Origin of the sequence: Pseudomonas sp. TH07, assembly GCF_016651285.1 — a bacterium.
Classification (GTDB): domain Bacteria; phylum Pseudomonadota; class Gammaproteobacteria; order Pseudomonadales; family Pseudomonadaceae; genus Aquipseudomonas.
Genome location: NZ_JAEKED010000001.1, coordinates 2289187 through 2312627 on the forward strand (window position 1 = coordinate 2289187; position 23441 = coordinate 2312627).

14 protein-coding genes are annotated in these 23441 nt (G+C 62.4%); 10 read left to right on the forward strand and 4 right to left on the reverse strand.

Annotation, left to right across the window (positions count from 1 at the left end):
• Positions 1 to 244: 244 nt before the first annotated feature.
• On the forward strand, positions 245 to 2320 hold the full coding sequence (locus JFU57_RS10720) for an AsmA family protein (RefSeq protein ID WP_201129219.1): 2076 nt from the start codon (positions 245 to 247) through the stop codon (positions 2318 to 2320).
• Positions 2321 to 2379: 59 nt separating this feature from the next.
• Here JFU57_RS10720 and JFU57_RS10725 read toward each other — a convergent pair whose 3' ends face one another.
• Together JFU57_RS10725 and JFU57_RS10730 are read right to left on the reverse strand one after the other, a co-directional pair.
• A complete protein-coding gene (locus JFU57_RS10725) occupies positions 2380 to 2910 on the reverse strand; it encodes a ferritin-like domain-containing protein (RefSeq protein ID WP_020298718.1) in 531 nt (176 codons plus the stop codon).
• A gap of 110 nt (positions 2911 to 3020) precedes the next feature.
• A complete protein-coding gene (locus tag JFU57_RS10730) occupies positions 3021 to 3932 on the reverse strand; it encodes a LysR substrate-binding domain-containing protein (protein ID WP_078469584.1) in 912 nt (303 codons plus the stop codon).
• A 137-nt stretch (positions 3933 to 4069) separates the two neighbouring features.
• Between JFU57_RS10730 and JFU57_RS10735 the strand changes: the two genes are divergently transcribed.
• Entirely contained in the window at positions 4070 to 4708 is a 639-nt protein-coding gene (locus JFU57_RS10735) for an FMN-dependent NADH-azoreductase (RefSeq protein ID WP_201129220.1), read from the forward strand.
• Between the two features lie 193 nt (positions 4709 to 4901).
• A complete protein-coding gene (locus tag JFU57_RS10740) occupies positions 4902 to 5792 on the forward strand; it encodes a lipase family alpha/beta hydrolase (RefSeq protein ID WP_078469586.1) in 891 nt (296 codons plus the stop codon).
• Positions 5793 to 5817: 25 nt separating this feature from the next.
• On the opposite strand, the gene JFU57_RS10745 is transcribed toward JFU57_RS10740, so the two are convergent.
• Positions 5818 to 6705 (reverse strand): DMT family transporter, encoded by an 888-nt coding sequence (locus tag JFU57_RS10745; RefSeq protein WP_078469587.1) that lies wholly within the window; start codon positions 6703 to 6705, stop codon positions 5818 to 5820.
• Positions 6706 to 6801: 96 nt separating this feature from the next.
• Between JFU57_RS10745 and JFU57_RS10750 the strand changes: the two genes are divergently transcribed.
• The 7 genes from JFU57_RS10750 to JFU57_RS10780 all read left to right on the forward strand — a co-directional run bounded on the left by JFU57_RS10750 (position 6802) and on the right by JFU57_RS10780 (position 22494).
• Positions 6802 to 7590, forward strand: coding sequence for an AraC family transcriptional regulator (locus tag JFU57_RS10750; RefSeq protein ID WP_078469588.1), 789 nt, complete (start codon positions 6802 to 6804; stop codon positions 7588 to 7590).
• A 71-nt stretch (positions 7591 to 7661) separates the two neighbouring features.
• Positions 7662 to 7955: a PsiF family protein gene (locus JFU57_RS10755; protein WP_020298724.1), complete on the forward strand. Its 294-nt coding sequence runs from the start codon at positions 7662 to 7664 to the stop codon at positions 7953 to 7955.
• Positions 7956 to 8144: 189 nt separating this feature from the next.
• Positions 8145 to 8822 carry a hypothetical protein gene (locus tag JFU57_RS10760; RefSeq protein ID WP_201129221.1) on the forward strand — a complete coding sequence of 226 codons (678 nt, stop codon included), beginning with the start codon at positions 8145 to 8147 and terminating at the stop codon, positions 8820 to 8822.
• 309 nt (positions 8823 to 9131) lie between these two features.
• Complete coding sequence (locus tag JFU57_RS10765; protein WP_446739660.1) at positions 9132 to 10829, forward strand: ShlB/FhaC/HecB family hemolysin secretion/activation protein; 1698 nt, start codon at positions 9132 to 9134, stop codon at positions 10827 to 10829.
• 34 nt (positions 10830 to 10863) lie between these two features.
• Entirely contained in the window at positions 10864 to 20502 is a 9639-nt protein-coding gene (locus JFU57_RS10770; RefSeq protein ID WP_201129222.1) for a hemagglutinin repeat-containing protein, read from the forward strand.
• The gene (locus JFU57_RS10775) at positions 20499 to 21341 is read left to right on the forward strand and encodes a hypothetical protein (protein WP_201129223.1); all 843 of its coding nucleotides are present in this window, start codon (positions 20499 to 20501) and stop codon (positions 21339 to 21341) included. Before JFU57_RS10770 ends, JFU57_RS10775 begins: the two co-directional genes overlap by 4 nt.
• 142 nt (positions 21342 to 21483) lie before the next feature.
• The gene (locus JFU57_RS10780) at positions 21484 to 22494 is read left to right on the forward strand and encodes an AI-2E family transporter (RefSeq protein ID WP_078469592.1); all 1011 of its coding nucleotides are present in this window, start codon (positions 21484 to 21486) and stop codon (positions 22492 to 22494) included.
• Between the two features lie 13 nt (positions 22495 to 22507).
• On the opposite strand, the gene JFU57_RS10785 is transcribed toward JFU57_RS10780, so the two are convergent.
• On the reverse strand, positions 22508 to 23416 hold the full coding sequence (locus JFU57_RS10785; RefSeq protein WP_201129224.1) for a hypothetical protein: 909 nt from the start codon (positions 23414 to 23416) through the stop codon (positions 22508 to 22510).
• Between the last annotated feature and the right edge of the window lie 25 nt (positions 23417 to 23441).

A 23441-nucleotide genomic window follows, 5' to 3' on the forward strand; every position in this document is an offset into this window, starting at 1 on the left:
GGCGAGGTGTTTTGCACCGGAGTGGGTATTTCCGACTCACTTGCGCTTCACATTCGGGCGGGCGCGGTAACGCGAAGTTGGCGGCCTGGTCAGAAAACCCCGGGTTATTTCGTCTAAATCGGCATTCGGGTTAAACCTGAGAGCGCTTTATCAGTCGTAGTTTTCATGGCCGATCATTTTTGTCCGGCATTTCATCCAAGGCGCCGTCCTACGCGCGCCTCGTCGTATTCAGGAGCCCTGTGCAATGACGCGCACTCGTAAAATTTTCGCCTGGACCATCGCCATCCTGGTGCTGCTATTGGCCGTGTTGGTGCTGCTGATTGCCTTCTTCGATTGGAACCGGATCAAGCCGCAGATCAACGCCAAGGTGTCCGAGGAGCTGCATCGGCCATTCGCAATCAATGGTGACCTGGCGGTGATCTGGCAGCGCGAGCCCGACGAAGGTGGCTGGCGGGCCTGGGTGCCGTGGCCGCATGTGGTGGCGCAAGACCTGACCCTGGGCAATCCGGACTGGTCCAAGGCCCCGCAGATGGTCACTCTCAAGCGTGTCGAGTTGCGTATTTCGCCCCTGGCACTGTTGGCGCAGCGCGTGCACATCCCGCGTATCGACCTGACCGAACCCAATGCCGCGCTGCAACGGCTGGGCGATGGGCGCGCCAACTGGACCTTCAAGTTCGACCCCAAGGACCCCAACGCCGAGCCCTCCAATTGGGTGGTGGACATCGGCGCCATCGGTTTCGACAAGGGCCACGTGACCCTCGACGACCAGAGCCTGAAAACCCAGCTCGACCTGCTGATCGACCCTTTGGGCCAGCCAATTCCATTCAGCGATATCGTCGGCGACAAGGCCGCGAAAAAGGTCCAGGAAAAAGGCGCCGAGCCCCAGGCCTATGCCTTCGCGTTGAAGGTCAAAGGTCAATACCATCAGCAGAAACTGACCGGCACCGGCAAGATCGGCGGGCTGCTGGCCCTGCAGGACGCGGCCAAGCCGTTCCCGTTGCAAGCCAAGGTCAAGATCGCCGACACCAGCGTTGAGTTGCAGGGCACCCTGACCGATCCGCTGAACCTGGGGGCGCTTGATCTGCGCCTGAAACTGGCCGGCAGCAGCCTGGGCAACCTGTACCCGCTGACCGGCGTCACGCTGCCGGATTCGCCGCCCTATGCCACCGACGGCCACCTGATTGCCAAGCTGCATGACCCGGCCGGCGCGAGTTTTCAGTACCAGGACTTCAACGGCAAGATCGGCGACAGCGACATCCATGGCAACCTGGCCTATGTCGCCAGCCAGCCGCGGCCCAAGCTCACCGGGGCGCTGGTGTCCAACCAGTTGCTATTTGCCGACCTCGCGCCACTGATCGGTGCCGACTCCAATGCCAAGCAGAAGGCCCGGGGCGGCGAAAGCAAACAGCCGGCGGACAAAGTGCTGCCGGTGGAGGAGTTCCGCACCGAACGCTGGCGCGATATGGACGCCGATGTCGAATTCACCGGCAAGCGCATCGTCCACAGTGCCGACCTGCCGTTCACCGACCTCTATACCCACCTGGTGCTCAATGACGGGCACCTGAGCCTCGAGCCGCTGCGTTTTGGCGTGGCCGGCGGCAAGCTCGATGCGCAGATCCGCCTCAATGGCCAGGCCACGCCCTTGCAGGGCCAGGCCAAGCTGACGGCGCGCAACTTCAAGCTCAAGCAGTTGTTCCCGACCTTTGAACCGATGAAAACCAGTTTCGGCGAACTCAATGGCGATGCCGATATCTCTGGCACCGGCAATTCGGTGGCCGCGTTGCTGGGGACCGCCAATGGTGACCTGAAGATGCTGATCAACGATGGCGCCATCAGCCGCAGTCTGATGGAAATCGCCGGGCTCAACGTCGGTAACTATGTGGTGGGGAAAATGTTCGGCGACAAGGAAGTGAAGATCAATTGCGCCGCCGCCGACTTCGGGATCAAGAGCGGGCTGGCCACCTCGCGCCTGTTCGTCTTCGACACCGAGAACGCCATCATTTACATCGATGGCACGGCAAACATGACCCGCGAGCAGCTCGACCTGACCATCACCCCGGAATCCAAGGGCCTGCGTCTGTTCTCCCTGCGCTCGCCGCTGTATGTGCAGGGTCCGTTCATCAAGCCGAGCGCCGGGGTCAAGGCGGTGCCGCTGATGCTGCGCGGTGCCGGCATGGTCGCCCTGGGGGTGATTGCCGGGCCGGCGGCGGGCCTGTTGGCGCTGGTTGCGCCGAGCGGGGGCGAGCCGAACCAGTGCGCGCCGCTGCTGGACCAGATGCGCTCGGGCAAGGCACCGGTCACGGTCAAGCCGACCAAGTAACCCGCCCAAACGAAAAAAGCCAGCTCCGGAGAGCTGGCTGCGGTATTACGAGAAGCGGCTTACAGGTCGGCCAGGATATCCGCCATGTCGTCGGCGTGTTCCTCTTCCTGGGCCAGGATGTCTTCAAAGATACGACGCGTGGTCGGGTCCTTGTCGCCGATGTACTGGATGATCTCGCGGTAGCTGTCGACGGCGATCCGCTCTGCCACCAGGTCTTCGTAGACCATTTCTTTCAAGGTGTTGCCGGCCACGTACTGGGCATGGGAGTTCTTGGACAGCAGGTCGGGGTTGAACTCCGGTTCGCCACCCAGTTGCACGATGCGTTCGGCCAGCTTGTCGGCGTGCTCGGCTTCCTGGTTCGCGTGTTCGAGAAATTCGTCGGCGGCGACACTGGCCTTGATCCCGTTGGCCATGAAGTAGTGCCGTTTGTAGCGCAGGACGCAGACCAGTTCAGTGGCCAGCGACTCGTTGAGCAGGCGCAGGATCTCTTCCCGGTCGGCACTGTAGCCTTCGGTCACGGCGCCGTTCTCCACATGCTGGCGGGCGCGTTCGCGAAGGGTGTTTACATCAGATAAATGCATGTCGCTCATCTCGATCTCCTGGAGGCTAATCCGATTGACGCCAGGCTCTGTCGGCCTGATCGCTACCTTGGGTGTGAGTCTCGGGAGCTGCAAAAAGTTTTATCGGATGTGTCCGGCGGTCAACTGCGCGCCAGGGGTGGATGCCCGGCCAGCAGCGATTCCTGCTGCAGCCATTGGAGAAAGGCGCGCACCGGCGGATGGCGCTCGCGCCCCGGCACACACAGTGCGCTGTAGCCGGCACCGTCCACCTGGACCTCGGGCCGGTAGGGCTGCAGCAGGCCGCCGGCCACGCTCTGCGACACCAGGATGTTGCTGGCCAGGACCAGGCCCTGACCGGCAATCGCGGCTTGCAGGGCGTACTGTTCCTCGTCGTAGGAGCGGATCAGCGGCTGGTGCTCGAACCAGCTTTCCCCGGCCAGGGCGCACCAGGCCTGCCAGCCGTCGGCATAGAGCCGGGAGTTGCGCCAGTGCACGCTGATCAGGGTCGGTTGCTGCTGGTGGGCCTGGGCCACTTGCTGCGGGGCGCCATAGACCGCGAAACGCTCGTCGAACAGGCACAGGCCGTGCAGGTTCAGGTAGCCCTCCTGGCTGTAGCGGATCGCCACATCGATGCTTGCATCCTGTTGCAGGTCGACCACCTCGGATTGGCTATCCAGGCGCACGCTGATGTTGGGATACCGGGCATAGAAACGCCCCAGCCGCGGCACCAGCCACAAGGCGGCAAAGGCCGCGGTGGTGGAGACCGTCAGTTGGGTGTTGCTGGGTTTTGGGCGCAGGGTGTCGACGCTCTGGGTCACCTCCAGCAGGGCGCTATGCAGGCTGTGGAACAAGCGCTGGCCGGGCTCGGTCAAGCGCACCTGGCGCGGCAACCGTTCGAACAGCGCCACCCCCAGCCAGTGTTCCAGGCTACGGATCTGGTGTGACACCGCGGTGGGCGTCACCGACAGGTCTTCGGCGGCGGCCTTGAAACTCAGCAGGCGCGCGGCGGACTCGAAAGTGCGCAGGGCGGTGAGAGGCAGGTGAGCAAACATCCAAGGCTCCACGATTGATTTAAATTCATCTGAAAGGATTTCTGCTCATTTGTTGAAGCAGGGTTTGGCTAATAGATTTAGCGCGGACAGGCCCTGGTTTCAAGGCCGCAATCAGCAACCTGCATGAGGCAGATGAGATGAGTACAGTTCTTGCGGTTCACGGTAGCCCACGGGGCGAGCGCTCCCATACCCGGCGCTTGGCCGAGGTTTTCCTCCAGGCCTGGCAAACGGCCAACCCCCAGGGGCATCTCACTCGGCGCGAGGTCGGACGCGGGCATTTGCCCCACGTCAGCGAGGCTTTTATCGCCGCGGCGTTTTATCCACAGCCCGAGGCGCGGCCGTTGTCGATGCAGGCGGACCTGGCTTTGAGCGATGAGCTGGTGGCGGAGTTGCTCGGCCACTCGCGCCTGGTGATCGCGGCGCCGATGCACAACTTCAGCGTGCCCAGCGGGATCAAGGCCTGGGTCGATCACATCGTGCGCCTGGGGCTGACGTTCAACACCCTGCAGGACAACGGCGTGGCTCAGTACCAGCCGTTGGTTCAGGGCAAGAAAGTGTTGATCGTCACCAGTCGTGGCGGGGGCGGCTTTGGTCCGGGAGGCGAGCATGAAGCGATGAACCACGCGGATCGCTGGTTGCGTACCGCCCTGGGTTTTATCGGTATTGAGAACGTCACGATGGTTGCCGCGGAGGGTGAGGAGTCGGAGAGCGAGGGTTTTCAGCGTTCCTGCGCAGAGGCGCAGCAGCGCTTGCAGGCCCTGGCGCAAACCTTCTGAGAAGGCAGTGTTGGCCAGGACGTTGCTGCGGTTGGTGGAGCTGATGGAGGCGGGGGTGGTCAGGCTTAAGCAGCCGGGTGGGCGACAGGGCTGTCATCAGCGTGTCGCCAAAGCGTCATGGGGGCTGACGATGTCCCCGGTTATGGTTTAGCTTTCAGCCAGCCCCGCTGCCTTCGCACAAGGACGTCGCCGCATGTCTCAAGAACTCGCCACGCGTTACCCGCTGGTCCTGGTGCCCGGCATGCTGGGGTTTGTCCGCCTGCTGCTGTACCCCTATTGGTACGGGATAGTCGCAGCCTTGCGCCGGGGTGGTGCGACCGTGATTGCGGTGCAGGTTTCGCCGCTCAACTCCAGTGAGGTGCGCGGCGAGCAGTTGCTGGCGCGGATTGAAGCCATCCGCCAGGAAACCGGAGCGGCCAGGGTCAACCTGATCGGCCACAGCCAAGGCTCGCTGACCGCGCGTTATGCCGCGGCCAAGCGACCGGACTGGGTGGCGTCGGTGACTTCGGTGGCCGGGCCCAACCACGGTTCGGAACTGGCCGACTACCTGGAGAAACACTACCCGGCGACCACCGCCAAGGGGCGTCTGCTGAGTGTCGCCCTGCGCCTGATTGCAGCGCTGATGAGCCTGCTGGAGACCGGCTATCGCGGGCCGCGGCTGCCGGTGGATGTGCCGGCGGCGCACCAATCGTTGACCAGCGAGGGCGTGGCCCTGTTCAACCGCCAGTACCCCCAGGGCTTGCCTGATACCTGGGGCGGCCAGGGGGCGGAAGAGGTCGACGGCGTGCGCTATTACTCCTGGTCCGGGACCTTGCAGCCCGGCAAGACCGACCGCGGGCGCAATCTGCTGGACGGCACCAACCGCAGTTGCCGGCTGTTCGCCAGAACCTTCGTGCGGGAAGCCGGGCACTGCGATGGCATGGTCGGGCGCTACAGCTCGCACCTGGGCACGGTGATCGGCGACGAATACCCGCTGGATCATTTCGATATCGTCAACCAATCCCTGGGGCTGGTGGGCAAGGGCGCCGAACCGGTGCGGCTGTTTGTCGAGCATGCCCGGCGCCTCAAGGCGGCGGGCGTCTAGGGGCTGTCAGTGTGGCGCGGCCGGGTCAGGCCGGTTGTGGCGAACGGCCGATGACGGTGGTCCAGCGTTCGCAGACAATCACCCCGCCCAGGGTCAGAACGCCGCCCACCAGGTGGTACAGGGCCAATTGTTCGTGCAGCACCACGGCCGCGATCAGGGCGGTGACCAGCGGCAGCAGGTTGAAAAACTGCGTGGTGCGGCTCGGCCCCAGGCGCGACACGGCCTGCATCCAGGCCAGGGGCGCCAGCATCGAGGCCAGCAGGCAGGCATAGAGCACCAGAGGAATGTTGCGCAGGGTCGGGCCGACTTTCTCGGACAGCAGAAACAACGGCAACAGCACCAGCACCGCCACCAGCACCTGCAGGTACAGCAGCACCAGGGGCGGGATGCGCAACTGCCATTTTTTCAGCAGGGTGCTGTAGATCGCGTAGGCCAGTGTGGCAATCAGCATCATCGCGTCACCCAGGTTCACCCCGTGTTGCAGCAGGGTCTCCAGGCTGCCGGCGGACACCACCACCAGCACCCCGGCGAACGACAGCAAGGCGCCGACCAGCGCGCCGGCGGTCAGGCGCTGGCCGAGGCTGATAATGGCCATGGCCAGCGACATCAGCGGCATCAGCGACAGGATGATCCCCATATTGGTGGCCGACGTGCGGCTCGCGGCGAAGTAGGCCAGGCTCTGGTAAACCGCCATGCCCAGCACGCCAAGGATGAAAATCCGCCCCAGGTTCGGGCGGATCAGCGGCCAATGCTGCTTCACCGGCTTGAGCATGAACGGGGTGAACAGCAGCCCGGCCAGCAGCCAGCGGTAAAAACCGATCTCCGCCGGGAAGATGGCGTCGGCCGCCAGTTTGGTGACCACGGTGTTGCCGGCCCAGATCAGAATCGCCAGCAAGGGATAAGCGTATTGCATGAGAACAGCCATAACGTTGATGAGGAGGGATTATCCGTCTGTCTGGATAAATGCTTATACTTCGAAACAGACAACCCGCCCTTGAATCCGGACAGCATGAGCAAAAAACATATCGAGCTGCTGCCTTTCAGCGGCCTGCCGGCACCGCTGTACTTTCGCCATGCGCACTTTCATGCCCACAGCCATGCCCTGGAGCATCGGCATCCCTGGGGTTGCCTGGAGTATTCGGCCCATGGCGTGCTGCACATGGAGATCGCAGGCAGCCGCTTCATGTCGCCGCCGCAGTTCGCCATCTGGGTGCCACCCCACACCGAGCACAGCTTCTACAGCCCGCAGCCGATCACCTACCGTGCCGTGTGCCTGGTGCCCGAGTTGTGCGAGGCGCTGCCGCAGCAGGGCTGTACCCTGGCCATCAGCGATATTCTCAAGGCCATCCTCAAGGACTTTGCCGTGCGCGACGTGCAGATACCCGACGGCGCGGCTGACCAGCGCCTGGCCGAGGTGGTGCTGGATCAACTGCAACAGGCGCCGGTGCATGACTGCTATCTGCCCTACGCCAGCAGCCCGGCCTTGCTCGGGGTGCTGGAAGCCTTGCAGGCCGCGCCGGGGGACAACCGCCCGCTGGCCGACTGGGCCGGGCAGATCCATGTCAGCGAACGCACCTTGGCCCGGCAGTTTGTCCGGGAACTGGGGATGAGTTTTGGCGAGTGGCGCCAGCGCCTGCGCTTTTTGGCGTCGATCGAGGCCCTGGACAGTGCCCGCAGCGTCCAGGAAGTGGCATTCGACATGGGCTACAGCAGCGCTTCAGCTTTTATCGCGATGTTCCAGCGCCAGGCCGGCTGCACTCCCGAGCAATACCGGCGGACCAGTTTGCAGAACAGGTGAAGGTGTAACCGGGTTTGTCTACACTGCGCTGGAGGCCGTGCCGATCGGCGCGGTAACCAGGAGAAAACTCCATGAAGATGCTGCGTATTCCGTTGTTGATGGTGGGCCTGTTGCTGTGTTCCCAGGGGTTTGCCGCAACGGCTGCCCAACAGGCCCAGCAGGACAAGATGAAGTCCTGCAATGCCGACGCCACCACCAAGGCCCTCAAGGGTGATGAGCGCAAGGCCTTCATGAGCACCTGCCTGAAAGCCGCCAAGCCCACTCAGCAAGACAAGATGAAAACCTGCAACGCCGACGCCACCACCAAGGCCCTCAAGGGTGATGAGCGCAAAACCTTCATGAGCACCTGCCTCAAGAACAAGTAAATCCCCCCGGTTCAGGCCTCTGCTGTTGCCGCAGTCGGAGGTCTTGGCCGAGGTTCAAGTCCCTTCGCCAAATCCCTGTATCCCGACCTATCCCTTTGGTTATGATTCGGCGCCGTAGTGGCGCTTTGTCATTGTCTGCGATGAGGCGTGCGGGTCCTGCTCGCTCATTGCTCTACCCAGGAATACGCGGTGAAGAAAATCGTATGGATGATGGTGCCCCTGTCGCTGCTGGGATGTGATTTTCACGCCCGCAGTTCCGCACCGACCCTCTGGAGCGACGGCATCATGCTGGAGCAGAAAAAGGTGGCGGTGGATGAACAGCACGCAAAAGTGATCATGCAGTCGACGAGTGTCAGCGCAGTGGAGTTTTCGGTCAGGCGCGAAAACGACCCGGACCCGCGTCCCGAAAAACTGGGCACCGCGTCCAAGCCTCTGGGCGGCAAGGTGGGGGCCTGGTTCGCCACCTTCGAGAGCGCCGTGCACAAGAACTTCCCCCAGCTTGAAATACCGGCGCAGCCCGGCCAGAAGTTGCAGGTACTGGGCTATTGGGAAACCTCGGGCACTCAGCCGGCGCCGGGTTATGAGTATCAGAGCACGGTGCAGAAGGTGTACGACCCGCAGAAGAACAAGTGGGAAGACAAGCCGGTGTCCATTCCCACCGTGCCGACCTCAAGCCATTGCGGGCCGTTGGGCAGCACCTTTGTGCCGGAGAAGCAAAAGGTCTACCTGGTGGAGTTCGCCAGGGTCGATAACGACACGGCTTGCCAGCAGCATGTCTATGACATCACCCAGCCCAATCAACGCATCCCGGTGGTGCTGATCGATGACATGCCCGGTTCAAGCATGCAGGCGTTTCATTCGCCTTAGACCGGGCGCCGAAGCAGGAGGTTTTTCAATAGGCGCGGCTATGACCCGCCCACTATCGGGAGCGGCTGGGCGCAATGAAGAGGGGTGAATCCGGTGTGTCTATTTGGATACAAAACACCTCATCCGGCGTGCTCCCAGTGGCCTTTTCTGCCGGTGGGCTAGTGGCAATAAGCCTTGTAGCCGCTCGTCGTTTTTCTGTCATGTAACGGATTTAACGCCTTAATATCTTTCCCCTTCAAAAGCAGGTGCTGGATTACACCTGATAGGCGCTGCGGTTTTCTGCGTCGGTTATTCAAGGGAATTGAATGAATGTCACGTTTTGGCATCACGCCTGTAGTAGCGTTTTGTGCTCTGTTCACTTCCATGCTCCAGGCTGCCCCGGTGCAGACCCCGGGCGATCGCGACCTGATTCGTGATCGCCAGCAGCAGTTGCTGCAAGAGCAGCAAAAACGTCTCGAAGAACTCCAGCAGTTGCCGGGTAAGTCCCTGCCGCCTGCACCCACCGAAAAAGCCGATGAACAGCGCTGCTTCACCATCAAGACCGTGGTGCTGGATGGTGCCGAACACCTGAGCTCCGGCGATCGTGACCGCTTGTTGGCGCCTTATCGCAACCAGTGCCTGTCGGTCGGCCAGATCAACACCCTGCTCAAAGCCATTACCCATCACTACCTGGAACGCGGGTATGTGACCACCCGTGCCTATCTGCCGGCCCAGGACCTGTCGACCGGTGAACTGAAGATCGTCGTGGTCGAAGGCCGCCTCGAGTCCCTGGACAGCTCGGCGCTGGCCAGTTCCCGGGAGCTGGCGATGACCTTTCCGGGGCAGGTGGGGGACGTGTTGAACCTGCGGGAACTGGAGCAACTGGTCGATCAGTTGACGCGCCTGCCTTCGCGCCAGGCCGAGCTTGAGCTGGCCCCCGGCGACGAGGTCGGCGGCAGCCGGGTCGGGCTCAAGGGTGAACGACTCAAGCCCTGGCGCGTCTCGGCGACCCGTAACAACGATGGCGATAAAACCACCGGCGAGCAGCAGATGGGCGTCGGTCTCGATTGGGACAGCCCGCTGGGCCTGGCCGACCAGTTGAGTTTGCGCGCCAATCAGGATGCGGTCAGTGATCGCTGGCGCCACTCCGACAACCAGAGCCTCTACTACAGCCTGCCCTGGGGCTGGTGGACCCTCAGTTATTCCTACAGCCAGAGCTACTACCGGACCCGCAATGACGACGCCGGGTTTGCTTTCGAATTCGATGGCGTGAGCAAGAGCCAGCAACTGCGCGCCGAGCGTGTGCTGCACCGCGACAACCTGAGCAAGACCGGCATGAGCCTTGGCCTGAGCCAGTTGCATACGCGCAATTACATCGATGACAACTTTATCGATGTGTCCAGCAACCGCATCACCGAAACCCAGTTGGGCTTCAACCACGGCCGGCGTATCGGCAGCGCCTTTGTCAACGCCGATATCGGCTGGCAACAGGGCATCGGTGCCCTGGATGCCCAGGGCAGTGGCCACCCGCGCGGCAGCGAGCCCGTGGCCCGTTACAACAAATACACCCTGACCCTGAGCTACCTGCAGCCGTTTCGCCTGTGGGACGAGAACTTCAGCTTCGACAGCCTGGCCACTGGTCAGCGCAGCGAAGACGTGTTGTTCAGCCCGCAACGAATCAGCCTGGGCGGGGTCAGTTCAGTACGGGGCTTTCAAGACCAGAGCCTGTCCGGCGACAGCGGTGGCTACTGGCGCAACCAGTTGCGCTGGCGGCGCGCCGTGACCTGGCAGCCGCTGCTGCCTTTTGTGCATGAGTACGGGGCGGCCCTGGCCTATGACGTTGGCGTGATAAAGGGCGGGCGCTACAACCCGGATGCCAAGGGGCGCATGACCGGCAATGCCCTGGAATTCAACGCCAGTGGCCAGTACCTGGCGGCTTCGGTCAGTTTTGCTCGATCCCTGGAGCGACCCGGCCTGATCGAGAAACGAGAACATCCGGTGTATTTCCGCCTCGACATGTTCTTTTGATTTGACTCACTTTCAGTGAATGGATGATTGCCACATGGACGTTCGCAAGCCCTTTGCTCAATGCATTGCCCTATCACTGTCGGGCATCATTTTCCTGAACCCGATTGTCAGCGTCGCCGCCGGGCTGACGCTCGATCCCCAGGCGGGTGGCAATGCCACCATCGGCCAGGCAGGCAATGGCGTGCCAGTGGTCAATATCAATGGGACCAACGGCAGCGGGCTGTCTCACAACAAATTCAGCGAATACAACGTCGGCAGCAACGGCCTGATCCTCAACAACAGCGTCAATTCGGTGCAGAACACCCAGCTTGGTGGTTACATCCCGGGCAACGCGAACCTCAAGGGCCAGGCCGCGCAAGTCATCCTCAACGAAGTCACCGGCAGTAACCGCAGCACCCTCAAGGGCTACACCGAAGTCGCGGGCCAGGCGGCGCGGGTGATAGTCGCCAACCCCCATGGCATCACCTGCAACGGCTGCGGCTTCATCAATACGCCGCGCGCCACCCTGACCACCGGCAAACCGGTGATCAATGGCCAGAAACTCGATCACTTCCAGGTCGATGGCGGGGATATCTCCATCGAGGGCGCGGGGCTCAACGCCAGCAATATCGACCAGTTCGACCTCATCACCCGCAGCACCAAACTCAATGCCGACCTGTACGCGAAGAAGCTCAATGTCATCACCGGCCGCAATGATGTCGGCGCCGATGACCTGAGCGTCACCGCGCGTGCAGACGACGGCAGCGCCAAGCCGGAAATGGCCATCGACAGCTCGGCCCTGGGCGGTATGTACGCCGGGGCGATCCGCCTGGTGGGCACGGAAAAGGGCGTGGGGGTGAACATCTCCGGCGAAATGGCCGCCAGCACCGGCGACATCCAGATCGATGCCAGCGGCAAGGTGACCGTAGCCAGCATGGGCGCCAACCAGGCCATCGCCATCAAGGCCCAGAGCATCGAGCTTCAGGGCCCGGCCTATGCGGGCACCGAAGCGCGGATCGACAGCCGCGGCGCCGTGACCGTCAGCAAGAGCCTCGCCGCGCGGGACAAAGTTCAGGTCACCAGCGGCAGCCAGATACGCAACAACGGCATCATCGAGGCGGGGGTCAACCCGGATAACACGCGCACTGCCACGGGCGATGTGACCCTCGTCAGCCAGACCCTGAGCAACCAGGGCAATGTGCTGGCCAGCCGCACGCTCAACGTGAAGGCGCAGCAGGCCGTCGAAAACAACAACGGCGTGATACAGGGCGCCAAGGTGCAAGTGAGCACCGCGCGCCTGGTCAGCCAGGGCGAGCAGGCGCGGCTGCTTGCGCAGCACACCCTCACCCTCGACACCCCGGCCATCGTCAACCTCGGCGGGCTGATCCGCTTTGGTGACGGCCAGGCGGTCGACCTCAACCTTGCCAGCCTGGACAACACTGGCGGGCGGATCGAGGTTGCCGGTGCCGGTCTGAACTTGCGTACCAGCGATTTCATCAACCAGAAGGGCAAGGTGATTGCCGACCAGGTACTGGTCACGGTTGATCGCCTCAACAACCAGCAAGGCCTGATCGGTGCGAGCCAGGGCAGTGCGATTTTCAAGATCAGCGGCCAGCTCGATAACGACGGCGGCCACCTCCAGGCCAAGAGCCTGCTTGAAGTGCAAGCGGGTGAAGCCCTGAACCGTGGCGGCAGCTTGTTGGGCGACCAGATCACCCTGACCGCGCAACGCCTGGACAACAGCCAGAAAGGCATGATCAGCGCAGAGAACGGTGCGACCGCAATCACCCTCGACCAGGACCTGATCAATGCCGGTGGGCAGATCCAGGCCACTACCGCGCTCGACCTCAAGATGGCGAGCCTGGACAACCGTGGCGGCACTTTGATAGCGCCACAACTGACTCTGGACAGTCGCGGCAACCTGGCCAACCAGGGAGGCACCATCAACGGTGATGTGCTCAAGCTCAAGGCCGGGGATGTGGATAACAGCGGCGGCCTGCTGCAAGGCCGGCAAACACTGAATCTGCAAGCCGGTGACCTGGCGAACAATCAGGGTCGTGTCCTCGGCAACGAACTGACGGCCCACCTCGACGGGCTCAGCGACAACGCCAACGGCGTGCTCAGCGCCGAGAACGGCCCGCTGACGCTGATCGTCAAGCAGCACCTGAATAACGCCCTGGGCCATCTGCAAGCCAAACAGGGCAATGTGCGGGTCGAAGCCGGCAGCGTCGGCAACCAGCAAGGGGTCGTGGTCGGTAACCAACTGGTGCTGACCAGCAGCGGGATGCTCGACAACCGTGGCGGGCGCCTGGTGGGTGACCGCCTGACGGTCACCGCCAGCGGCCTGGACAACCAGGCCAAGGGGCTGCTTGCGGCCGGAACCGATGGCTTGACGTTGACCATCAACCCCAACGGCACCGCACCGGGTCAGGTGAGCAACAGCCAGGGGCGGATCCAGAGCGATGGCGCCTTGCAGATCGACGGTGGCCAGTTGAGCAACAGCGCGGGTGTGATGCTCGGCAATAGCCTGGTGATCAATGCCGACAGCCTGGACAACAGCAACCAGGGCGCACTGGTCGCCCAGGCCGGCAATGTCGCCCTGACCCTCAGTGGCGCCTTGAACAACAACGCCGGACTGATCGATGCCGGCGAGCAGAAACTGCGGGTCAGCCAGTTCAGTCAGCTCGACAACCTGGGTGGCACCTTGAAGGGCAAGCGCCTGGAAATCCAGGGCGGGGCTGTGGATAACCGTCAGGGCCAATTGCTCGCGGGCGGTGCGGGCCTGGAGCTGATCACGGGCAACCTGGATAACCGCGGGGGCATGATCCTGGCCAAGGACAGCCATGCCGAAGTGGCCCTGGCCCAGGGCGCCATGGATAACCGTGGTGGGACCTTGCAAGGCGCCAGCGTCGCGCTGACTGCCGGCTCTGTGGATAACAGTGCCCTGGATGGCAAGGCCGGCCTGATCAGCAGCCAATCCGGCGCGCTGAAATTGACAGTCGACCGCCTGACCAACCAGGCCGGCAAGCTGTATGCGAACGGCTTGCTCAGCTCTTCCGGGCAACTGCTGGACAATCGGGGTGGCGAAGTCAGCGCCCGGCAACTGGAACTGGCGGCCCGTGGCGACCTGTTGAACCAGGGTGGCCTGATCGAATCGGCTGACGGCCTGCTGCTTACCGGCGGCAACCTGGACAACAGCAGCGGCGGTCGAGTGCGGGCGCTGGCGGGGCAGTTGGGCACTGTTGCGCTGACCGGCAACCTGAATAACCAGGGCGGATCGCTGGCCATCGGTACGGCTGCATTTGCCCTCAACGCCGGGCTGTTGAGCAACTCCCTGGGGAGCATCGAACATGCCGGGGGCGGCCTGTTCAAGCTGGACCTGGCCGGGCTTGCGGGCAGCCAGGGCCGTATCACCGGTCTCGGCCACGGCGATTGGGATATCGGCGCGGTCAATGGCGCCGGGCTGTTGCAGCTCAATGGCGCACTGGACTTGAGCACCTCGGGTGATCTCAGCCTGAATGCCGGCGACCGCATTGCCAGTGCCAGCGGCCTGCGCCTGGGCGCGGTGAACCTGAACAACGGGGGCGAGCTGGTCAGCGATGGCGACCTGGCCCTGGAGCTGGGTGGAAACCTGAACAACAGCGGCCTGCTCTCGGCGCAGAAAAAACTCACGGTCGGCGCCACCGACTTGAACCAGCTCGGCGGACGTATCGCCAGTGGCGGTGATACCCAACTGAACCTGCGCGGCACCCTGGACAACCTGGGGCGCCTGATCGCCAGCCAGAACCTGTCGGTGTCCGCAGCGCAGATCAACAACCGCGGCACCCTGGGCGCCCTGGGGCAATTGGAACTGCGCTCGGCCAATGGCATCACCACCTCGGCCGACACGCTGATCTACAGCGGCGCCGACATGATCCTGCGCGGCAACGGCCTGGCCAACAGCTACGGCGATATCTACAGCGCCGGCAACCTCAGCTTCACCGCGTTGGATGGCGGGCGAGCGGCGTTGCTCAGCAACCGTTCCGGCACCATCGAAAGCGAAGGCGACATGTACATCGACGTGGGGTTGCTGGAAAACGCCATGGACAAATTCAAGATCGGCGAAAGCATCGTCAGTCGCCGTATCGACATCAATTGCACCGACTGCTCCGGCGACCACAACACCGGGACTTACATCGTCAACACCACCTACGAGGACAAGGTCCTGGAGCAATCGCCGGCTGCACGGCTGGTCTCCAATCGTGACCTGATCCTTCATGCCGACACCGTGGAAAACAAGCAAAGCCTGATCGCTGCCAACCGCGATGCCTTTGTCACCGCCAATAACTTCTACAACCGCGGCTCGACCTTGAACAAGCGGGTCGAGAGTATTTCCTATCTGTTGCATGGCGTTTCCAAAAGCGCGTTCCGCTATGCCCAGCAAGAAACGGTTGCGTGGAATGCCCGTAATGCAAATGTTGCCCCCGACCATCAGGAACCGGTGCCGGCGGTGATTTTGCAATACCCGGTCTGGGCCTCCAACAGCACCCTCCTGCCGGGCACACAAACAGGCTACGCCTCGACCTTGCAAGCGGGTCAGCGGCTGAACCTGCAAGTCAGTGGCAATCTTGAAAACGGCACCCTGACCGAACAGAGCCGCGCCCAACTGACGGGCCAGCAGTTGCAGAACAACCTGTCCCAGGCCGGTGGCCAGGTGATCACGGTCAATGCGCAAAGCTCTGCCGCCAGCAATCAGGAAGCCAAGGATGTGCAGCGCGTCGAGCGCGTAGCCGCCGATGGCAGCACCCAGGTCGGTTTCGTGCCAGTGGACTTCAGCGGCACGCCGTTCGTTGCGGTCGATCCGACTTCGCTTGCGAGCTACCACCTGCCCCAGGGCGAGTACGGCATGTTCGTCAAGAGCCAGAACCCCAGCGGTCGTTACCTGATCGAGACCAACCCGGCCTTTACCGATCTGTCGCGTTTCATGAGCTCCGACTACATGCTCGGCCATCTCAACTACAACACCGACCAGACCTGGCGCCGCCTGGGCGACGGGCTGTATGAGACTCGGCTGATTCGCGAGGCCGTGTTGGCGCAAACCGGGCAACGCTTCCTGGCGGCCAGCCTGACCAGCGATTACGACCAGTATCGCTACCTGATGGATAACGCCATTGCGTCCAAGGACCAGTTGCAACTGAGCGTCGGGGTCTCCCTCAACGCGCAGCAAGTGGCGGCCTTGACCCACGACATTGTGTGGATGGAAACCCGCCAGGTGCAGGGCGAACAGGTATTGGTTCCGGTGCTGTACCTGGCCCAGGCCGACTCGCGCAATCTGCGCGGCGGCAGCCTGGTGCAAGGGCGGGATATGACCGTACTGGCAGGCAATGACCTGACCAACGTCGGCACCCTGCGCGCCAGCAATGACCTGAGCGTCAATGCCGGCGGCAACCTGTATCAGGGTGGCCTGGTGGAGGCCAACCAGCGGGTCAGCCTGATGGCCCAGGACAGCGTGCGAAATGCCCTGGGCGGTGAAATCCGCGGTAACCAGGTGAGCGTCACCGCGATCAAGGGCGACCTGATCAACGACCGCACCGCCGTTGCAGTGGGTTATGGCTCGGGTTCGCGCACGGTGCTGGATCAGGGCAGCCAGATCAGCGCGCGGCAGCAGCTGGACCTCAGTGCCGGACGCGACCTGACCAACGCAGGCCAGATCAGCAGCGCCGGCGATGCCAAGCTCAGTGCCGGCCGGGATATCGATCTGCTCGCGGTGCAGGACCATACCTTCACCCAGAGCGCCATCAGCCGTGGCCTGGTCACCAAGGACACGCTGCAGAACCTGGGTTCCAGCGTGACCACCCAGGGCAATCTCGAACTCAATGCCGGGCGTGATTTGGCGGTGGTGGCGAGCAAGGTCGCTGCGGGCAAGGACCTGACGCTCAATGCCGAGCGCGATATGGTCATCGCTTCGGCCCAGGACGCAGAGGCGTCGACCTTCTCCCAGAAGAAAAAAGGCTCCTGGGGCAGCAGCAAGACCACCCGCAGCGCGGATTCAGCCACCACCAACGTCGGTTCTGAAATCAGCGCCGGGCATGACCTGATGGTCAATGTCAGCCAGGACAAGGACGGCCGCATCAGCCTCAATGGCGGGCGCGATGTCACCGTGGTCGGCAGCCAGTTGAAAGCCGGCAATGACCTGTTGCTCGGCGCCGGTGGCGATGTGAGCCTGGTCTCGGCGCAAGAGCAGCAGGACAGCGCCTACAGCCAGAAGAAAAAAGGCAGCTTCGGCCTCAATAAAAGTGGCAACAGTCGCAGTTCCAGCACCACCACCCAGGTGGGCAGCGAGCTGAGCGCCGGCAATGACGCCGTGATCATCGCCGGCACCAACGTCAACCTGTCGGCCAGCACCGTCGAGGCCAAGCGTGATGCGGAGCTGCGAGCAGGGCTGATCGACAAGAACGGCGACATCAACCTGATCGATGCGGCGAACGAGTCCACCAGCCAAAGCGAGAAGTACCGGAGCAAGGTCGGTTTATCCAGTTCCGGCAGTTTTATCTCGATTGCCTCGTCCAAGAAGTCGGGGCAGGAAAACCTGCAGACCCAGAGCGTCGGCAGTGTGGTCAGTGCCGGGCGTGATACCACGCTGCAAGCGGCCCGTGACGTGAACATGATCGGCAGTACCGCTGCGGCGGTGCGCGACCTCAACGTCGGTGCGGGGCGCGACGTCAATGTCCTGGCCGGCAGCAACAGCCAGGACCAGAGCAATTGGAAAAGCGAGAAGCACACCGGCTTGTCCCTGGAAAGCGACCGTAACGGCGTCACCGCCTTCCTGGGGCGTGAGGCCCTCAAGGAGAAATCGCGCAATGCCCAGCAGACGGTCGCCGAGAGCCAGTTGCTGGCCGGGCAGGACGTCAACATCAAGACCGGTCGCGACCTGACTGTGGAAGGTTCGCGGATCGACGCCAATCGCGACGTCAACCTGCAGGCCGGGCGCGACATCAATGTCGATGCCGGCAAGGAAACCTCGATTCAGGAAAACAGCAAGAGCCGCGACCGCAACGGCCTGACGGTCAATATCAGCCACAACTATGGCAACACCAAGGACGCCCTCGCAGGCACCGGCAAGGGTGAAGACGGCGTGAGCAAGGCCTCGAGCGTGCTGAGCACCGTGGATTCGATCAACCAGTTCACCTCCGGGCCGACCAGCGCAACCCACTTCGGCTCGGCCAGCCAGGCCACCAGTTCGCGCCAGGAAGTCCGGAGCAACAGCCCGTCGAATGTGGGCGCGGGTCGAGACATCAGTGCCGTGGCCGGCAATGACATCACTGTCCGTGGCAGCCAGTTTGACGCCGGGCGCGATATCACCCTGGCCGGGCGCAACATCACCGTGGATGTGGCGCGTGGCGTGGTCTCGGAAGAGAGCAAGACCACCCGCAGCCAGGGTGGCATCAACGGCCAGAGCGGCGGTGGCAGTGCCCGGGCCGGGATCGGCGGCAGTGTCGGCTCGGCTACCGAGCAACTCAGCGATGGCACCAGTACGCCTTCGGTGTTTCTGGCCGGGCGTGACGTCAGCCTTGAAGCCCGTGACAACCTGACGCTGATTGGGACCCAGGTCCATGCCGGGCGGGATATCGACCTCAGTGCCGGCAAGGACCTGACCATTCGCGCGGCGCAGAATGACTCCAGCAGTGAGTCCGATCGCAGCAGTGGCGGCGGTGAAGTCGGCCTGGCAGTGGGCGGCAAGGACTTCATCTCGGTGTATGCCAGTGTCGATATGGGCAAGGGCAAGCTTGATCGCGAGAACGAACGGCAGCAGAACGCCAACCTCGTTGCCGGTGACCAGTTGCGCTTCACCAGCGGCAAGGACAGCACTATTTCCGGTGCGACCTTGCGTGGCGATGAAGTCATCGGCCGGGTGGGCGGTGACCTGACCGTGTCCTCGGTGCCCGATACCGGCAAAGTCAGCGGCAAGCAACTGGATGCCAGTGTGACGGTGAGCATCGGCCTGGGCGGCGGTGGCAGTGTCAGCGGTTCGCTGGGGGTGGGCAAGACCACCGGCAAGACCGATTGGGTACAGGAACAGACCAGTATCACCGGCAAGAACGGCGTCGATATCCGCACCGAAAACCATACCCAGATCGACGGTGCGGTGATCGCCGCCGACAACGGCAAGCTGAAGCTGGACACCAACACCCTGGGCTTCCGCGATATCTCCGGCCAGGACAAGGAGCACAGCTACTACGTCAACGCGGGCGGTTCCTTCGCCTGGGGCGGCGGTGGCGACGGCGCCAAGTCGACGGGCGGCAAGGACGTCGCCTTCACCACTGACAAGAGTGTCGCCGGCAAGGGCCAGAATGGCGTCGCGGGCTGGAGCGTCAGCGGTTATGACTACCGCAAGGAGAAGGAGCAGGAAGTTCGCGCCACCGTGGGCGCCGGCAGCATCATCGTGCGCAACGATGCCAAGACTGGCGTGGACTCCACGACAGGCCTGAACCGCGATCTGACCAAGGCCTTCGAGATCACCAAGGACAAGGAAAAACGCACCGACCTGTATGTCAGCCAGTCCTCCTTGGACGGCGTGTCGCATCCGGTGGATACCGTGAACAACTGGCGCCAGGGTGTGAAGGACTATGGCAAGAACGCGGCGGGGATTTTTAGCCAGTACGCCGCCTTGAGCGGTGCCGCCAGCGCGGCGCTTGAAGAGAACCCGTCGCTGTGGCCATTGGCATGGATTCCAGGGCTGCTGGAAACCGTCATGGACAAGGCGTCCACCTACACCCTCGGGGTCATGCCGGGTGTTGAAAGTCATGGTGGCCTGATTACCCAGGTGCCGACTCTGTTGACCGGGGACATGCGTTTTTATCGAGTCAAAACCGGCTTCGAATACGAGTCAGACGGCAAGACCATCAAAGTGGATGACGGTGGCAAACCGGTGCTCAAGAAAGATCAGAGCCTGGTTGAGATCAGCCGGCCGGATGGCGATGGTGCGATTTTCACCAACGGCATTCAGAACTCGCTGCTCTCGGCCCTGGTCAATGGCGCTATGCAGACGGGCTCGGATACCTTCATGCAGGCCTACAACCCGGAGCACGGCATATTGGGCGACCTGGTCGAGTCATTGTGGGATGTGGCGCTGGGGGGGGTAGTGCGCTCCGGTAACGCGCGCGAACTGCATGACTTCTATCAGGCTGGCATCGACGACAATTACAAACTGGACATCGCCGGCCACAGCCAGGGTGGTCTCCTGACCTACCGCGGGATCTCGGGGCTGGACTTCAACCTCAATGGCAAAGTGGGCAGCATCCAATTGTCCGGCGCACCTGTGGGCTCGACGAGTTTCTTCCAGGCAGCCAAGGAGGCCGGGTTCAACATTGAGGACGGCGCGTACTTCCAGGTGAACCGTCCCGGGTCGAAAAACTTCTTCGGCATGTTGCCCGTCACCGATACCGTGTCTGACTTGTTGGGCGGCAACTTCCTTCATTCGTCCGACCCGGTGGCGCGCTTCTTTGGTTCCCTGACCACCAGCACGTCGTTGCTGGGTGCGGCCAGCCCTCACTCCAACTACTTGTGCGTGTCCAAAGCCATGTGCGGTGATCAACCCAACGCCCTGCAAGAGCAGTTCAAAGGCAATTCGCGCTACATCACGCCGACGGTGATCGATGCCAACGGCACCCACACGCGCTTGCCCGATCCGGCCAACAAGACCAACAAGCTATGAAGATTCTCAGAGCAGTCGTGGCAGGCGGGTTGCTGATCCTGGGCAGCGGGTGCAGCAACCCGCCCCTGGTCTACGAGAATGCTCGCTTCGATAACCGCATGCTCTGCACCGAAGGCGCCAAGCGGGTCACGTTGATGCAGCGTTATTCCTTCGACCTGCCGGGGCCTTTTCGTCATGCGCCCTGCGGGACGATCACCAGCGGGTTTTATTATGAGAAGGGCCTTGATGCTCTCTCCGTAGGGACGTCCGGAACCTTTTCCTATGGCGATATCCAGGTGACGGCGTCCGGGCTCTATATGCGGGTCAACAGCTTTCTCAGTGGCAGGTCGGACGGGCTGCTCTATCCCAAGCAGGCGTTTAAGGACGATCTGGTGGCCAGGCAGGCGTTGCCTTCCTATCACGGGGTCAAACCCAGCAGTTTCGATTGGGTGACACGCCAGGGTTTTCAATGCCTGCGTACCTACGAGCGCTGGGAAGGGAAGGCGGTTGGCATTTTCGAGGATGAGGTCAAGTACTGGTGCTGGGAGCAGGAGAGCGGCTTGAAGCAGCCTTTCTACGTGCATGCGGGCCAGCGCCTGCCCTTGGGAACCAAGGGCTACGACCTGGATCAGGTCTTTATCGAACCGTTCTTCCAGAGCCTGAAAATCAATCGATTGCCCGCACCGGTGCTGGCCAAGGCGCGGGCGGATCTGCAAGCCTTCTGTAGCCACGTCAAGTCTCGTCTGGACAAGAACCTGCCCTGGGGCGATGACTACCCCGACAAGCGCCTGAACCTGACCTTTCTGCATTACTGCGGCTACGACGTGCCGCTGCCTGACTCGGCCGCGCCAGCGCTCTGATGGCACCATTGATTCGAACCAACGGCTGTCGCGACACTCTTGTAAATAATTGAGCCGCTTTCCTTACGGCGCCTGCCCCTATTCGTGCCCGGAGAACGCTGGCAGACTGCCAATCTTTTCAAGCCGTTCGTTTTGAGGCTATATGCCAACGTTTTCTCAGCGTCATCTGTTGTTGTTCAGTTGGGTCATCATTTTCGGCGGGTTGCTCCTGGTTCTGCCGCTGCGACTATTGCCAAGCCTGCTGGCCGGGCTGCTGGTTTTCGAACTGGTCAATATGCTCACCCCGCAGCTGCAACGGCTGATCGAAGGACGACGCGCGCGTTGGCTGGCAGTCGCGTTGCTCGGCACCCTGGTGGTCAGCCTGCTGACGCTGCTGTTTGCCGGGGCCATCAGTTTTCTGCTGCACGAGGCGGAAAACCCAGGCGCTTCCCTGGATAAATTCATGGCCGTGGTCGACAAGGCGCGTGGCCAGCTGCCGCCGTTTCTCGACTCCTACCTGCCGGCCAGTGCCGCAGAATTCCAGGCCGCGATTGGCGCCTGGGCCAGCAAGCATTTGAGTGAGTTGCAACTGGTGGGCAAGGACGCGGCCCATATGTTCGTGACCTTGCTGATCGGCATGGTGCTGGGGGCGATCATCGCCTTGCAGCGGGTGCCCGACCTGACCAAGCGCAAACCGTTGGCCGCTGCCCTGTTCGATCGCCTGCACCTGTTGGTCCAGGCGTTTCGCAACATCGTGTTTGCCCAGATCAAGATTTCCCTGCTCAACACCTTCTTCACCGGGATCTTCCTCGCGGTGGTACTGCCGATGTTCGGGGTCAAGCTGCCGCTGACCAAGACCCTGATCGTGCTGACCTTCCTCCTGGGCCTGCTGCCGGTAATCGGCAACCTGATCTCCAACACCCTGATCACCATAGTCGGGCTGTCACTGTCGATCTGGGTGGCGGTGGCGGCGCTGGGCTACCTGATCTTTATCCACAAGCTGGAATACTTCCTCAACGCGCGTATCGTCGGCGGGCAGATCAGTGCCAAGTCCTGGGAGTTGCTCCTGGCGATGCTGGTGTTCGAGGCCGCGTTCGGCCTGCCGGGGGTGGTGGCAGGGCCGATTTACTACGCCTACCTGAAAAGCGAGTTGAAGCTGGCGGGGCTGGTCTAGGCCGCCGCTTGCTTCAATTGCGCTTGTCGCCCTCATAGGTGACCGAATGGAGGCGATCAAGACCTGAGCCGATATGGAACGAGAACGGCCGGCCCAGTTGCTGGATCTTCTCGGCGCATTGAGCGTTCCAATCGTCGTTACGGTTATCGGGGCTGAAGTCGGCGGTTAGCAACTGTTCACCCAGGTTGGCGACTTCAATCGACAGTTGCAGCTTGGTCCGCAGCAGGTCGTCCTGAACCATGTCTTCGCTCCACAGGCGAATCTCGCCTTTGCGCACGCTTTCGCGCAATTGGGCGTCCTTGACGATCATTTGGCCGGTCACGGTCTTTTTTCTATACCCCTGGCTGCGGTAGTTGATGCGCACATGCTCCGGCGATTGCCCGGGAACTTGTTGCACGCTCACCGCGTTGAAGGGCAGGTCGCCGTCCAGTTGGCCCTGGATATTGCAGACGATTTCGACCGGAACCCCACTCTTGTTGTAATAGCCCAGTGCCCGGTCGAGCAGCAGGTAGCGCGCCGAAAGCCTGACCTCGGAGTTGATGGACAGGGTCAGGGTGGTCGGCTGCGGGGGCGCGTCCCCCGGCTGCGGTTCGAGTGTCATGTCGATGGCCATGCTGCTGGCCGTTCGCGCTTTGAGAATGTCATCGAACAGTGCGCGCAATGCCTCGCGCTGCTCGGGGCTCAGGCTGTCCTTGAGGGACAGATGAACCACTCGGCTGTCTTGCTCATCCAGCTCCAGCTCGACCTTTTCAGGATCGATGCCGCGGGCGCGAATCGCCTCCACCAGCAAGGCGCTGACACTGCCATTGACCTGCTGGCCCTGGTACCCAACCGGCTGCTCGAAGTGCAGGGACATGAAGTCTTCCTTGCAGCCGGTCAGCAGCAGGGCGGCGAGCAGGGGCAACAGTTTGTACAGGTTCATCGTTTCGGTTCCTTGCGAAAATTTT